Source organism: Variovorax sp. LjRoot175, from assembly GCF_964253805.1.
Lineage (GTDB): Bacteria > Pseudomonadota > Gammaproteobacteria > Burkholderiales > Burkholderiaceae_C > Variovorax.
On the sequence record NZ_CAXURY020000001.1, the window covers coordinates 2,169,950 to 2,184,132 of the forward strand.

Annotated in this window: 14 protein-coding genes; 12 read left to right on the forward strand and 2 right to left on the reverse strand. The window is 67.7% G+C overall.

Annotated elements, in window-relative coordinates; all coding sequences use genetic code 11:
* From pcaB to ACSQ89_RS10955, 5 genes are all read left to right on the forward strand, one after another.
* Nucleotides 1–1,212, forward strand: coding sequence for a 3-carboxy-cis,cis-muconate cycloisomerase (gene pcaB, locus ACSQ89_RS10935; protein ID WP_436295192.1), 1,212 nt, complete (start codon nucleotides 1–3; stop codon nucleotides 1,210–1,212).
* Nucleotides 1,209–1,622, forward strand: coding sequence for a carboxymuconolactone decarboxylase family protein (locus tag ACSQ89_RS10940; protein ID WP_093109398.1), 414 nt, complete (start codon nucleotides 1,209–1,211; stop codon nucleotides 1,620–1,622). The genes pcaB and ACSQ89_RS10940 overlap by 4 nt, the downstream gene beginning before the upstream one ends.
* Nucleotides 1,619–2,383 carry an alpha/beta fold hydrolase gene (locus ACSQ89_RS10945; protein ID WP_436295191.1) on the forward strand — a complete coding sequence of 255 codons (765 nt, stop codon included), beginning with the start codon at nucleotides 1,619–1,621 and terminating at the stop codon, nucleotides 2,381–2,383. The genes ACSQ89_RS10940 and ACSQ89_RS10945 overlap by 4 nt, the downstream gene beginning before the upstream one ends.
* Before the next feature lie 16 nt (nucleotides 2,384–2,399).
* Nucleotides 2,400–3,074, forward strand: coding sequence for a DsbA family oxidoreductase (locus ACSQ89_RS10950; protein WP_093109396.1), 675 nt, complete (start codon nucleotides 2,400–2,402; stop codon nucleotides 3,072–3,074).
* 101 nt (nucleotides 3,075–3,175) lie between these two features.
* The gene (locus ACSQ89_RS10955; protein ID WP_436295190.1) at nucleotides 3,176–4,015 is read left to right on the forward strand and encodes an isocitrate lyase/PEP mutase family protein; all 840 of its coding nucleotides are present in this window, start codon (nucleotides 3,176–3,178) and stop codon (nucleotides 4,013–4,015) included.
* On the opposite strand, the gene ACSQ89_RS10960 is transcribed toward ACSQ89_RS10955, so the two are convergent.
* The gene (locus ACSQ89_RS10960; RefSeq protein WP_436295189.1) at nucleotides 4,010–4,876 is read right to left on the reverse strand and encodes a LysR substrate-binding domain-containing protein; all 867 of its coding nucleotides are present in this window, start codon (nucleotides 4,874–4,876) and stop codon (nucleotides 4,010–4,012) included. The two genes, ACSQ89_RS10955 and ACSQ89_RS10960, sit on opposite strands and share 6 nt — an antisense overlap.
* Before the next feature lie 66 nt (nucleotides 4,877–4,942).
* Between ACSQ89_RS10960 and ACSQ89_RS10965 the strand changes: the two genes are divergently transcribed.
* The 3 genes from ACSQ89_RS10965 to ACSQ89_RS10975 all read left to right on the forward strand — a co-directional run bounded on the left by ACSQ89_RS10965 (nucleotide 4,943) and on the right by ACSQ89_RS10975 (nucleotide 7,751).
* Nucleotides 4,943–6,133, forward strand: a complete 1,191-nt coding sequence (locus tag ACSQ89_RS10965) for a YbfB/YjiJ family MFS transporter (protein ID WP_436295188.1) — start codon at nucleotides 4,943–4,945, stop codon at nucleotides 6,131–6,133.
* Between the two features lie 16 nt (nucleotides 6,134–6,149).
* Complete coding sequence (locus tag ACSQ89_RS10970) at nucleotides 6,150–6,743, forward strand: carboxymuconolactone decarboxylase family protein (protein ID WP_436295187.1); 594 nt, start codon at nucleotides 6,150–6,152, stop codon at nucleotides 6,741–6,743.
* A 114-nt stretch (nucleotides 6,744–6,857) separates the two neighbouring features.
* The gene (locus tag ACSQ89_RS10975; protein WP_436295186.1) at nucleotides 6,858–7,751 is read left to right on the forward strand and encodes an amino acid ABC transporter substrate-binding protein; all 894 of its coding nucleotides are present in this window, start codon (nucleotides 6,858–6,860) and stop codon (nucleotides 7,749–7,751) included.
* A 25-nt stretch (nucleotides 7,752–7,776) separates the two neighbouring features.
* Here ACSQ89_RS10975 and ACSQ89_RS10980 read toward each other — a convergent pair whose 3' ends face one another.
* Nucleotides 7,777–8,682 (reverse strand): LysR family transcriptional regulator, encoded by a 906-nt coding sequence (locus ACSQ89_RS10980; protein ID WP_093109443.1) that lies wholly within the window; start codon nucleotides 8,680–8,682, stop codon nucleotides 7,777–7,779.
* Nucleotides 8,683–8,788: 106 nt separating this feature from the next.
* Between ACSQ89_RS10980 and ACSQ89_RS10985 the strand changes: the two genes are divergently transcribed.
* The 4 genes from ACSQ89_RS10985 (at nucleotide 8,789) to ACSQ89_RS11000 (ending at nucleotide 14,179) form a co-directional block, all read left to right on the forward strand.
* Nucleotides 8,789–10,090: an aminotransferase class V-fold PLP-dependent enzyme gene (locus ACSQ89_RS10985; protein WP_436295185.1), complete on the forward strand. Its 1,302-nt coding sequence runs from the start codon at nucleotides 8,789–8,791 to the stop codon at nucleotides 10,088–10,090.
* A 63-nt stretch (nucleotides 10,091–10,153) separates the two neighbouring features.
* A complete protein-coding gene (locus tag ACSQ89_RS10990) occupies nucleotides 10,154–11,881 on the forward strand; it encodes an ABC transporter permease (RefSeq protein ID WP_093109389.1) in 1,728 nt (575 codons plus the stop codon).
* Nucleotides 11,882–11,900: 19 nt separating this feature from the next.
* A complete protein-coding gene (locus ACSQ89_RS10995; RefSeq protein ID WP_436295184.1) occupies nucleotides 11,901–13,202 on the forward strand; it encodes an ABC transporter ATP-binding protein in 1,302 nt (433 codons plus the stop codon).
* 92 nt (nucleotides 13,203–13,294) lie between these two features.
* Nucleotides 13,295–14,179, forward strand: a complete 885-nt coding sequence (locus ACSQ89_RS11000) for a DUF3014 domain-containing protein (protein WP_436295183.1) — start codon at nucleotides 13,295–13,297, stop codon at nucleotides 14,177–14,179.
* The last annotated feature ends 4 nt before the right edge of the window (nucleotides 14,180–14,183 follow it).

Sequence of the window (14,183 nt, forward strand, 5' to 3'; positions counted from 1 at the left end):
ATGAGCATCTTCGAAGGCTTCCTCTCCACATCCGAAACCCTGGCCGCATTCAGCGACCACAACTTCGTCGGCGCGATGCTGCGCTTCGAGGCCGCGCTCGCGCGCGCGCAGGCAGCCGAGGGCCTCATTCCCGAATCGGCAGCGCATTCGATCGCCGGCAGCTGCAAGGTCGAGCTGTTCGATGTCGCCAAGATCGTGCGCGACAGCGGCCGCGCCGGCAGTGTGGCGATCCCGCTGGTCAAGAGCCTCAAGGAGGCGGTGGGTTTGTTCAATGCCGAGGCAGTGCCCTTCGTGCATTTCGGCAGCACCAGCCAGGACGTGATCGACAGCGCGATGGCGCTGGTCACGCGCGAGGCGGTGGCGCTGGTCGAGGCCGACCTGGTCAAGGCGGCCCAGGCGCTGCTTGCGCATGCCAAGCGGCATGCCGCGACGCCGATCCTCGCGCGCACGCTGATGCAGCCGGCCTCGGTCACGAGCTTCGGGCTCAAGTGCGCCGCCTGGGCCGCGCCGCTGGTGCGCAGCCGCGCGCGGCTGGCCGAGACGGCGCGCCGCGCGCTGCAGCTGCAGCTCGGCGGGGCCGTGGGCACGCTGGCGCAGATGAAGGGGCAGGGGCCGGCGGTGCGGCAGCGCATGGCCGAGGAGCTGGGCCTGGGCGACCCGGGCGCGACCTGGCACACCCAGCGCGACGAATGGATCGCGCTCGGCTGCGAGCTGGGCCTCATGGTCGGCAGCCTCGGCAAGATCGCGAAGGACATCGCGCTCATGGGCCAGTACGAGGTCGGCGAACTGGCCGAGCCCAGCGAGCCCGGACGCGGCGGCTCCTCGGCGATGCCGCACAAGCGCAACCCGGTGGCTTCGATGGTGGCGCTGGCGGCCGCGCAGCGCGCGCCGCAGCGCGTGGCCGCCTTGCTGGCCGCGATGCCGCAAGAGCACGAGCGCGCGCTCGGCGCCTGGCAGGCCGAGCTGGGCGAATGGCCCCAGTTGCTGATGTCCGCCCACGGCAGCGTGCGCGCGCTGGCCGGCGCCTTGCCCGGCCTGCAGATCGATGCCGCGCGCATGCGTGCCAACATCGACCGCTTGCGCGCGGAACTTCCGCGCGAAGCCGCAGACAAATGGTTTGATCCGGCGCTCGCCGAGCCGGCCGGCACGATCGCGCTGGCGCAGGTCAAGGCCTTGCAAACTCAACTCGACACACGAAACACTGCACGATGACTTCACCCGACTACGAAGCCGGTCTTCTCAACCGCCGCCGCATCCTCGGCGATGCCTGGGTCGACAAGTCGCTGGCCAACCGCAATGCCTTCAACAGCGAGTTCCAGGAACTGATCACGCGACATGCGTGGAACGACATCTGGGGCCGCCCGGCATTGGGCGACAAGACGCGCCGCTTCATGGTGCTGTCGATGATGCTGGGCATCCACGCGTACGAAGAATTTGCGATGCACGTGCGCGCCGCGCTCGACGGCCCGCCCGAATCGCGGCTTTCGCCCGAGGAGATCAAGGAAGTGATCATGATGGCAGCCATCTATTGCGGCGTGCCGGTGGCCAACCACGCCTTCGGCATCGCCACCGGCATCCTGCGCGAGAAAGGCCTGCTCGAAGAGCCCAAAGGAAATCCATGACCCGTTTGAATGTCATTCGCGAGGGCGAAGGCCCGATCGTCGTGCTGAGCCATGCGCTGGGTTGCGACCTGCACATGTGGGACGAGGCGGCCGCGGTGCTGGCCCGTGCCCACACCGTGCTGCGCTACGACCACCGCAACCATGGCGGCTCGGAAGTGGTGCCCGGTACGTTCAGCCTGCAGGCGCTGGCCGATGACGCGGCGGCCCTGATCGAGCGCGAAGCCGAGGGCGAGCCGGTGCACTTCGTCGGCCTCTCGATGGGCGGCATGACCGCGCAGGCGCTGGCGCCGAAATATCCGCAGCTGCTGAAGAGCATCGTGATCGCCAATTCGTCGGCGCACTACCCCGACCAGGCACCCTGGCGCACGCGCGTCGAGACCGTGCAGGCCCAGGGCGTGGCCGCAATCGCGCCCGGCGCCCTGGCGCGCTGGCTCACGCCGGCGTACGTGGCCACGCCGGAAGGCACCGAGGCCGCGCGCCGCCTGAACGACACGCTGGTCGGCACCGACGCCGCCGGCTACATCGCGAGCTGCGACGCGGTGAGCGCGATCGATTTCCGCGAGAGCAACCGTGCGTTCACCACGCCCACGCTGGTGATCGCCGGCCTGCGCGACGAGGCGACGCCGCTCGCGATGTCCGAGGCGATGGTTGCCGCCATTCCCGGCGCGCGCCTCGCCACCATCGACGCGGCGCACCTGAGCGCGGTCGAGCGGCCGGTGGAATTCAGCCAGTTGCTGATCGATTTCTGGCGCAGCCTCTGACAGAAAAGGAACATCCATGACCGCCCGCCTCAAGATCGATTTCGTCTCCGACGTGTCCTGCCCCTGGTGCGCCGTCGGCCTCGGTGCCCTCGAAGCCGCGCTCGAACGTGTGGCGCCCGAGATCAGCGCCGAACTGCACTTCCAGCCCTTCGAACTCAATCCGCACATGCCGCGCGAAGGCCAGGACGCCTTCGAGCACCTGAACCAGAAATACGGCTCTTCGCGCGAGCAGCAGGCGCAGGCGCGCGAAGCGATCCGTGCCCGCGGCGCGGCGGTGGGCTTCAAGTTCCGCGAAGAAGGCCGCTCGCGCGTCTACAACACCTTCGACGCGCACCGCCTGCTGCACTGGGCCGAGCTCGAGGACGGGGCCAAGCAGGTGGCGCTCAAGAAGGCGCTGCTCAAGGCCTGCCACACCGACGGCGAGAACCCCTCCGACCCCGAGCTGCTGGTGCGCCTGGCCGCCGAAGCCGGCCTCGACCCGCAACGGGCGCGTGCCATTCTCGGGAGCGACGAATACGCAGCGGAAACCCGCGAGCGCGAGCGCCTCTACACCGATGCCGGCATCCACTCGGTGCCCGCCATCATCATCAACAACAGGCACCTCATCTCGGGCGGCCAGCCGGTGGAAGTGTTCGAGCGCGCACTGCGGCAGATCGCCGGTGCCGAGCCGGCCGCCACCGCCCTGGCCTGAGCGCCGCGCGGCCGATTCGCTCGCGGAAAAGGAAAAGTGATGGACGGCGAACAGCAGCTTTTTCCAAGTTCGCAGCGCGTGTCGTCTCTAAGCTCGCCCACATGCAATCCATCGAAGCCCGGAAGCGGGCAGAAACTTTTTATCGACTGCACGCCGGCCCGGGCGCGCTGACCCTGGTGAATGCGTGGGACGCCGTCAGCGCCCGTGTTGTCGAGCGTGCCGGCGCGCGGGCCATCGGCACCACGAGCGCCGGCATGGCCTGGTCGCTCGGCCATGCGGATGGCGAGCAGATGCCTGCCGGCGAACTGATCGCCGCTTGCGCACGCATCTGCCGCGTGGCCAGCGTTCCGGTCAGCGTCGACATCGAGCGCGGCTTCGGTCGCAGCACCGAAGAAGTATGTGCCGTGGTTCGCGCATTGATCGACATGGGCGTCGTCGGCGTGAACATCGAGGACGGCGCGCTTCCCGGGACGCAACGCCTGGCGCCCCCGGAAATCCTGTGCGAACGCATCGACGCGCTGCGCAAGACGGCCGCGCAGATGGAAGCGCAGTTGTTCATCAATGCGCGCACCGACACCTACTTTGTCGCCAATGACGATGCGGCGGCGCGCTACGAAGACACCGTGCGTCGGGCGCAGCGGTACGCCGCGGCGGGTGCCGACGGCATCTTCGTGCCCGGGATGGATCGCGCCGAGGAAGTGGCGCGCTTCGTGCGCGCTGTTTCCTTGCCGGTGAATGTCTACGCGGGCTACGCCGGGGCGCTTCCCGTGGACGCGGCCACGCGCGCCGGTGCGCGGCGCGTCAGCCTGGGCTGCGGTCCCTTGCAGGCTGCGCTCGCCTTGCTTCGCCGCGTTGCCGCCGAGGCATTCGACGAAGGGCGTCATGACGCGATGAGCGCAGACATGCTCTCGGCGCGCGAAGTCAACGGACTCTTTTCATAGGCTTTTCTGCAGCATGCCGATCAGCCGCGCCAGCGCCATGGACGGCGTGCCGCGCCAGACCAGGTGGGTGCGGCTGGTCCGGATGCGTTCGGGCAGCGCGTGCTGGCGCACGTCGGCCGTCGCGCGCAGGGCCTTGAGCACCGAGACCGGCACGATGGCGAAACCCGTGCCCGCGGCCACGCAGGCGATCATGGCCTGGTAGGAGGAGAACTCCAGCGAACGAACCGGCGTGACGCCGCCCTTGCCCAGCCACTGCTCGAGCAGGCGGCGGTACGAGCAGCCTTGCGCGAACGCGATCAGCGTGGCGCCGGCGAGGTCGCCCGGTCGCGTGACGGAGGCCACGCTGCGCGCGGTGACCAGCACCAGTTCTTCCTCGAACACCGAGATCGTCTCGAACCCCGGCGCGGAGAAAGGCTCGGACACGAAGGCCGCTTCGACCTCGAAGGCGTTCACCCGTTTCAGCAGCGCGCCCGTGGTACCGGTGACCAGCTCGACCACCACGCCCGGGTAGAGCTTGTGGAAGCGCGAGAGCACCGGCGCGAGCCGGCTGCCGGCCGTGCTTTCGAGCGAACCCAGCTTGAAGGTGCCCAAGGGCAGGTCGCTGCGCAGCTCGCTCTCCGCCTCTTCGGCCAGGCGCAGCAGGCGGTCGGCATAGGGCAGCAGCTTGTGGCCGGCGGGCGCCAGCGCGAGCGAGCGGCCCTGGCGCAGGAACAGCTTGTGGCCCAGCCGCTCTTCGAGCTGCTGGATGCGGGTCGTGATGTTGGACTGCACGCGGTTGAGCTTGCCCGCCGCGCGGATCACGCCGCCCTCGGCCACCACGGTGCGAAAAATCTCCAGGGAGTCCAGGTCGATAGTTCTCATATGAAGAATGATTGTTCTCGATAATTCATTTGTGGAGCATCCGCATTCTGCGTCTAATAGCGACCCATGTCGAACCCTTCGATCACCGCACCGCAACCGTCTTTCATCGCGGTCTGCACCGCGGGCCTGCTCGCGCTGGCGATGGCGATGGGCATCGGGCGCTTCGCCTTCACGCCCATGCTGCCGCTGATGATCCGCGCCGGCAGCGCCGACGTGGCAGCCGGCGGCTGGCTCGCCGCGGCCAACTACGCGGGCTACCTGCTGGGTGCGCTCACCACTGCGCGCGTCCCGCTGTCGCCGCAGCGCGTTGGACTGCTGGCGCTGGCCGCGATTGCGCTGTCGACCGCGGCCATGGGCTGGACCGGCTCGCTCGCGGTCTGGCTGTTGCTGCGCTTCATCGCCGGCGTGGCGAGTGCCTGGGCGCTGGTGAGCACCAGCGTCTGGTGCCTGGTCTGGCTGGCGCGTTTCGATCGACCCGCAGGTCCCGGCCTGCTGTATGCCGGGGTCGGCGCCGGCATCGCAGCGGCCGGTCTCTATTGCTGGCGTGCGGGTACGGCCGGCCTGGCACCCGATGCGCTGTGGCTGCAGCTCGGCGCGCTGGCGCTGGTGGGCCTGCTCGCGGTGGCAGCGCTGATGCCGCGCGGCGCGATCGTATCGGCAGCGCCCGCGAATGCTGCCGCAACGGCACCGGCCGGCGGCGTCTCATGGGGCCTGGTGATCTGCTACGGCATCCTCGGTTTCGGCTACATCCTGCCGGCCACCTTTCTGCCGGTGCTGGCGCGCGCGGTGGTCGACGATCCGGCCGTCTTTGGCGCCGCCTGGCCGCTGTTCGGCGCGGCGGCCGCAGTGTCGACGCTGCTCGCCAGCGTGGTGCTGGCGCGGGTTGCGCGCCGCCACGTGCTGGCCGGGAGCCACGCCATGATGGCGCTGGGTTGCCTGCTGCCGGTGCTGCACCTGTCGGCCTTCACGGTGCTGCTGGCCGCGCTGCTGGTGGGCGGCACCTTCATGGTCGCGACCATGGCCGGGATGCAGGAGGCGAGGGCGCGCACCGTGGGCGATCCGACGCGCGCGCTGGGCCGCATGACAGCGGCCTTCGCCATCGGCCAGATGGCCGGGCCGGTGCTCTCGTCCGCACTGAGCGGCAGCGCGGAAGGCTTCGGCGGCCTCTTCAGCGCGCTGGCCGTGGGTGCCGTGGCGCTGCTCGGAAGCGCATGGTGGCTGCTTCGCGCGCGCATGATCCCCGTCTCTCTCCGTTGAAGAAAGGAATCCCTCCATGTTCGAACAAGGCCATACCCGTCCCTGGGCCGAGCGCCTGCCGATGCCGGCGGCCGACGCGATGTCACAGGCGCAGCGCGCCGCCGCCCAGGCGCTGATCGATGGTCCGCGCAAGGCGGTCTTCGGTCCCTTCATCCCCTTGCTGCAAAGCCCGGTGCTGATGGAGCGCATCGGCAGCCTCGGGGAGTACCTGCGCTTCGACAGCCAACTCGATGCGCGCGTGCGCGAGCTCGTGACCTGCGCGGTCGCGCGCCACGTGGGCAACCAGTTCGAGTGGGTGCTGCATGCGACGGCGGCGGTCAAGGCTGGTGTCAGTGCCGAGGCCATCGAAGCGCTGCGCCTCGGCCGGCGCGCGGCACCGTTGGCGCAGGACGAGCAGCTCGCGCTCGATCTCGCGCTGGAGCTGCTGCACCACCACGGCGTGAGCGAGCCGACCTACGCCGCGGCCGAGGCCCGCTTCGGCAAGCAGGCGGTGGTCGAACTCAGCGCGCTGGTGGGCTATTTCACGATGGTCTGCTGGGTGATGAACGTGGCGCACACGCCGGTCAAGGGGGCCGAGGGGCAGCAGGGGCTGGAGGCCTTTCCGCTCTAGTCCTTGCCGCCACTGATCACTTTATGGCCTTCAAGTCGATGAAAATAAATCGCTTTTAGAAACGGGTGCTCGCTTCGAGAATTTGCGCCAACGCAACCTTCCCGAAAGCTCCCGATGAAATTTCGACTCTCATTGACCTTGGGCCTGAGCGCCGCGCTGCTGTGCTCGACCGCGCTGGCTCAAAGCGACACGCTGAGCAAGATCAAGGCGAATGGAAGCATTTCGATCGGTGGCCGCGACAGCCAGATCCCGTTCTCTTACAAGCCCGCCGGCGGCGGCGATCCGGTCGGCTTCACCAACGACATCTGCCTGAAGATCGTGGATGCGGTCAAGGCCAGGCTCGGCATGCCCAACCTGGAGGTGCGCTACACGATCCTGACCTCGACCAACCGCATCCCGCTCTTGACCAACGGCACCGTCGACCTCGACTGCGCGACCACCACCAACACGGTCCAGCGCCAGCAGCAGGTGGCCTTCGCCCCGAGCCATTTCGTCACCAGCATCACGGCCGCTGTGAAGAAGGACTCCGGCATCAATTCGCTGGCCGAGCTGAATGGCAAGACGGTCTCGACAGTCGCAGGCAGCACCGGCGTCCAGCTTCTGCGCGCCTATCGCAAGTCCGGGAACATCGAGGTCCAGGAAGTGGCCGCGAAGGACACGGCGGATGGATTCCTGCTCCTCGCATCCGACCGCGCGGCCGCCTACATCCTCGACGACGTGCAACTGGCAGGCCTGATCGCCACGTCGCCGAAGCCGGGCGACTTCAAGATCCTCACGGCGGAGTCGCTGCGCCAGGAACCCTACGGCATCATGTACCGCAAGGACGACCCGCAGTTCAAGGAACTGGTGGACAAGACGGTGACCGACCTGATGAAGTCGGGCGCCATCGAGCAGATCTATGCCAAGTGGTTCATGAAGCCGATCCCTCCGACCAATGCGAACCTGAATTTCCCGATGACCGAGGCGGTGAAAGAGGTCTACAAGAACCCCAACAACAAGGGCGTGTGAGACGACGGCTCGTGCGTTGCCGGTGTCATCCCTTGACGGCCTGAAACATCCGGGTGAAGTCGCAGCACGACTGGGCCAGCATGATGATCGATGCCAGCAGCGAGCTCCGGTGCTCGCCCTTGTACATCGCGACGTAGGTGACGGGCGGCAGGGCGGGCGTCACCTTGATCAGCGCCAGCGATCCTTCTTCCAGCATCTGGCTGACCGCTTCCTTCGGCAGGTAGCTCACGCCCAGGCCGGATATCGTCAATCCGATCAAGGCCACCAGGTTGTGGATGACGATGGGGTTCGAAGGCTGGACGCCCAGATCCTTCATCCAGCTGTCGTAGAGCAGACCCGTCCCGGATTTGACGCCCTGGATCAGCATGCGGTGGCTCGCCAGTTCATGCAGGCGGATCGGCTTGCTGCTCTTGACGAGGCCCGGCTTGCACATCCAGGCACTCTCGACCTTGCCGATCGCCTTCTTGGGAATCCGCGTATCGGCGAATGCATCGGGCACGACGATCAGGTCCAGTTCGTCTGCCAGCACCTTCTCGCGCAGGTTGACGCTGCTGTCCACGTCCGGCTCGAGGGTGACCTTGGGGTAGTGCTCCTGGATCAGCTCGACCCAGCGCGGCAGCCAGGTCATCGCCGTGAGCTCGGTGACGCCGATGCGAACGCGGCGTTCGATCACGTCGACCCGGCTGAACTGCTCGACCGCGGCATCGCGCTGATCGAGCAGCTTCTTGGCCAGCACGAACATCTCCTCGCCCTTGTCGGTGAGACGCGCGGAACGCTGGCTGCGATCGAACAGCTCGGTGTCGAACACCATCTCGAGTTCGTGGACCCGCTTGGACACCGCCGACTGCGAGGTGTGCAGCTTGTGGGCGGCCAGCGCGAAGCTGCCCAGTTCGCCGATCCAGTACAGAGCCTCGAGCTGCTTGAAAGTCATCATCATCGAGGCCTCTTTTTCTCATCGAATCGTATCGAAAAATATCGCTTTTGGAAATATTTGGCCGCTTCGAAAATCAACTCTTGCCGAACCATGGAACACCAGAATGAACATCGCTGAAGGCGAACTCTTTTCCGACGCATTGATGAAGGAGGTGAAGAGCCGCTTCCACTACGTCGACCACGACATGAATGGCCGCGAACGTCTCTTCTTCGACAACGCAGGAGGGTCGTTCCGATTGAAGGCCGCCGTCGATCAGTTCGCCCGCATCGACGCCCTGCCGGATTGCCCGGAGCGCATCCACGAACTCGCGATCTTTCTGCAGGAGGTCCAGGCCAGGGGAACGGAAGACCTTCGCACGATCCTGAATGCCAAGAGCGGCAGCGTCTACGCCGCCCTCACGGCCTCGGGCGGGATGTTCGACATGGTCCGTGCGGTGGCCGAGAACATTCCCGGCACGAACATGGTGACGACCGTGCTCGAGCATCCGTCCTCTTTCGATGCCATGTCCCTCTACGCCGAGCGTACGGGCAAAGAGCTGCGGGTCGCGAAGTCCAACCCTGCCACCGGCGGGATCGATGTGGAAGAGATCGTCGGCCTGGTCGACGAGAACACCTCCTTGCTGAGCGTGATCTATGCGTCCAACATCTCCGGCGCCAAGCTCGACATCCACGAGATCGTGAAGCAGGCGCGTGCCGTCAAGCCGGACCTGTACATCGTCGTGGATGCCGTGCAGCACGCACCGCACGGCCTGATCGATCTGCAGAAGACGCCGGTGGACGGCATCAACATCGCGCCCTACAAGTTCTTCGGCTGCAGGGGATCGGGCATGTCGTGGCTGTCGGAACGCGCCTCGGTCCTGCCGCACCACAAGCTGGCCGGCAAGAAGAAGGACTTCTGGGATCTGGGCAGCGCCGCACCCTGGCAGTTCGCCGTCGTGACCGAGATCGTGAACTACGTGTGCTGGCTCGGCAGCCAGTTCGTTGCGAGCGACGACCGGCGCACCCTTTTCGCCAGCGGCATTCAGAGCATCGAGCTGCACGAACGTGCGCTGCTCGCGCGCATGCTCAACGGCAGCGAGGGCATCGCCGGCCTGCGCCGGATGGACGGCGTGAAGGTATTCCTCGACCACGAAGACCTGACGAAGCGCGACCTGATCCTGGCCATCGGCATCGAGAATCTCGAGCACGCCCAGGCCGTGCGCGAGTACGAGAAGCGCGGGGTCATCGTCTATGAACGCGTCGCGACGAGCCTGTACTCGAAGCGGATGCTGCATTCCTTCGGCCTCGAAGGGGCCGTGCGCGTGTCGCCGCTGCATTGCAATTCGGCCACTGACATCGACCGTTTCCTGAAGGTCACGCGCGAGATCAGCGAGGCATTTGGTCAGGTTCGCGCACGCGTTGCATAGGCACAATGGCGGCCCGCCGCGGGCCAGGGTCTGCGAACTTCGGCCCTCCGCGTCCGCCGCCTCATGCTCGACAAACGCTTTTTCCCGCGCCAGACGGTCGCTTCCGGCGGCAACCGCTGGGACTGGGCTTTGCTGCCGCTGGTGCTGGCGCTGCTGTTCGCGCTGGCCTGGGGCGGCTCGCAGATGGTGCGGCCCTACGAGCTGGGAGAGGCGCTGCCGATCAGCCTCGACCCGTGGATGCTGCCGTACTACCTGCTGCGCACGACGCTGCGCATGTTCCTGGCCCTCTGCGCATCGCTGATCTTCAGCTGCATCTTTGCCGCGCTGGCTGCCAAGTACCGCGCGGCGGAGCGGGTGCTGGTGCCGGTGCTCGACATCCTGCAGTCCATTCCGATCCTCGGCTTCCTGTCGATCACCGTCACCGGCTTCATCGCGCTCTTCCCGGGCAATCTGCTCGGCGTGGAGTGTGCGGCGATCTTCGCCATCTTCACCTCGCAGGCCTGGAACATGGCCTTCAGCCTGTACCAGTCGCTGCGCACCGTGCCGGCGGAACTGCGCGAGGCGGCGGCGGTGTTCCAGCTCTCGGGCTGGCAGCGCTTCTGGCGCCTCGAGCTGCCGTTCGCGATGCCGGGACTGCTGTGGAACATGATGATGTCGATGTCCGGCGGCTGGTTCTTCGTCGTCGCCTCCGAGGCCATCTCGGTGTCAAACCAGAGCATCAAGCTGCCGGGCGTGGGCTCCTACATCGCGACGGCGATCGAGGCGCGCGACCTGGGCGCCATCGGCTGGGCGATCGGCGGCATGCTGGTCGGCATCGTGCTCTACGACCAGCTGTTCTTCAGGCCGCTGATCGCCTGGGCCGACAAGTTCCGCTTCGAGGAGGGCGGCGGCGAGGATGCGCCGCGCTCCTGGCTCCTGACCTGGCTGCGCCGCACCGACAGGCTGAAGCACATCGCGCTGCGTTTCGTGCGGCTGCTCGAACGCTCGCTGATGTTCTTTCGGCGCGACCATGACGGCACCTCGATCAAGGCCCGCCCGCGGCCGCTCAACCCTGCCGTGGCGCGCGTGTGGGACGCGACGCTGGCCGCGGCCGTGCTGCTGGCGGCCGCCTGGCTCGTGCGCTTCATCCATACCGAGGTCGGCTGGTCCGAGGTCGTGCACGTGTTCGTGCTGGGGCTCTACACGCTGGCGCGCGTGCTGGTGCTGATCGCGCTGGCGGCGCTGGTGTGGGTGCCGGTGGGCATCTGGGTCGGCATGAATCCGCGCTGGGCCGAGCGGCTGCAGGGCGTGGCGCAGTTCCTGGCCGCGTTTCCGGCCAACCTGATGTTCCCGGTGGCGGTGCTGTTCATTGTGCGCTGGCACCTGAATCCGAACATCTGGCTGGCGCCGCTGATGGTGCTGGGCACGCAGTGGTACCTGCTCTTCAACGTGATCGCCGGCGCGTCGAGCGTGCCGACCGAGCTGCGCTATGCAGCCCGGAATCTGGGCCTCGGCGGCTGGCTGCGCTGGCGGCGCTACCTGCTGCCGGCCGTGTTCCCGAGCTTCGTCACCGGCGCCATCACGGCCAGCGGCGGCTCGTGGAACGCCAGCATCGTGGCCGAGTACGTGACCTGGGGCGACACCACGCTGCAGGCTGCGGGCCTGGGCAGCTACATCGCCCACATGACGGCCATCGGCGATTTCCCGCGCATCGCTTTGGGCATCGGCGTGATGTGCGTGTTCGTGATGGGCATGAACCATTTCGTCTGGCGCCGGCTCTACGAACTGGCCGAAAACCGGATGCATTTCTGATCTGCAAGGAGGAACAAGCATGGCCGAAGCCATCGTTGAACTGAAGGGCGTTCGCAAGTCCTTCCGCTCCGCCGACGGTGCCGCGCGTCCGGTGCTCGAGGGCGTGGACTTCCGGCTCGCCGAAGGCGAGATCGTCGCGCTGCTGGGCCAGTCGGGCTCGGGCAAATCGACGCTGCTGCGCATCCTGGCCGGCCTCATCGGCGTGGACGGCGGCGGCGTGCGCTACCGCGGCCAGCCGCTGTACGGTCCGGCGCGCGGCATCGCGATGGTGTTCCAGTCCTTCGCGCTGTTCCCGTGGCTCACGGTGCAGCAAAACGTGGAGCTGGGGCTGGAGGCGCGCGGCGTCGAGCCGGCCGAGCGTGCGCGGCGTGCTGCTGCGGCCATCGCGCTGATCGGCCTCGCGGGCTTCGAGGGCGCCTTGCCGCGCGAGCTCTCGGGCGGCATGCGCCAGCGCGTGGGCATCGCGCGCGCGCTCGTGGTCGAGCCCGAGGTGCTGCTGATGGACGAGGCCTTCTCCGCGCTCGACGTGCTGACCGGCGAACGCCTGCGCGACGACATCCTGCAGCTGTGGGACGGCGGCGCCATGCCGACCAAGGCGATGCTGGTCGTTTCGCACAACATCGAGGAAGCGGTGCTCATGGCCGACCGCGTGCTGATCTTCGCCAGCGACCCGGGCCGCGTGCGTGCCGAGCTGCCGATTGCGCTGCCGCGTCCGCGCGACGGCGAAAGCCTGGAAGTGCGCGCGCTGATCGACGAGGTCTACACGCTCATGACCGCCGGCGCCGCCGTCGTCGAGCGCGCGCGCGAAGAGCCGCTGCACATGCACCTGGGCGACCGGCTGCCCGATGCCGACGTCGGGCGCATGGAGGCCTTGCTGGAGATGCTGGTCGACGACGACCGGCAAGGTCGCGCCGACCTGCCGCAACTGGCGGAAGAAGCCGAACTCACCGACCAGGAGCTGCTGCCGCTGGCCCAGGCGCTGGCGCTGCTCGGCTTCGCGCAGCTGGCCGATGCCGACCTGCACCTCACGCCGCTGGGACAGCGCTATGTGGAGGGTGCGCACACGCTGCGCCGGCAGCTCTTCGGCCAGCAGCTGCTGGCCCACGTGCCGCTGGCGGCGCACATTCGCCACAGCCTGGAGCAGGCCCCATCCGGGGAACTGCCCGAGGAGCCGTTCCTGCATTTGCTGAGCGAGAGCCTGGACGCCGTGGAAGCCGAACGCGTGTTGCGCACCGCGATCGAATGGGGCCGTTACGGCGAGGTGTTCGAGTACGACTTCCACACCGGCCTGATCCACCTGCCGGAGGGCGGCGAGCCCTAGACCTCGGCGTTCACAGGACGTTACCAGTGTGGTGCCTGCCACTGGGCGCGAAATGGCGTCCAATGACGGGGCTCATGAAAGGAGATGCTTCCATGCCCCAACGCGAGAGCGCAGATTTCAGGCCCGCACGCGAAACCTCGCTGTGGATCGTCGTCGTCCTCGTCGTGCTGGCGCTGGCTGCCGGCGCAGTCTGGTGGCGCTGGTCGAAGCAGCAGGCGGTGCCGGCCGAAGCGCCGCCGGTCGCCGCGGCGCCGCAGCCGGATGCGCCGGCACCGGCCGCTCCACCGCCGGCCGCATCGACCGAGCCGCAGCATCCGGTCGACGCCACCGCCGACGCGGACCTGCCCAAGCTCGACGATGCCGATGCGAAGGTGCGTTCGGCGCTCACCGAGCTGCTCGGCGGCAAGGCCGTCGCGTCCTTCCTGCAGGCCGACGGTTTCGTGCGCCGCTTCGTCGCCACGGTCGACAACCTGCCGCGCGACCAGGCGGCCGCGCGCATGTGGCCGGTGCAGCGCACGCCAAAGCGTTTCGAGGTCAGCGGCAGCGGGGAGGCGCGGACCATCAGCCTCGACAACGGCGCGCGCTACACGCCCTTGGTGCTGTTCGTCGAATCGGTGAACACGCAGCGCGCGGCGGCGCTCTACGTGAAGCTCTACCCGCTGTTCCAGCAGGCGTACGAAGAACAGGGCTACCCGGGCCGCTACTTCAACGACCGGCTGGTGGCGGTGATCGACCATCTGCTGCAGGCGCCCGAACCCGCCGGGCCGCTGGCGGTGAAGCTGGTCGAGATCAAGGGCGACGGGCCTTCCGATCGGCCTTCGACGCACTACGAGTTCGCCGACCCGAGGCTCGAGAACCTCTCGGCCGGCCAGAAGGCGCTGATCCGCACCGGCCTGGTCAACGAACGCCGGCTCAAGGCGAAGCTGCGCGAACTGCGCGGCCAGGTCGCTGGCGGCGCGCTGGCGAAGAAGAACTAGTGTC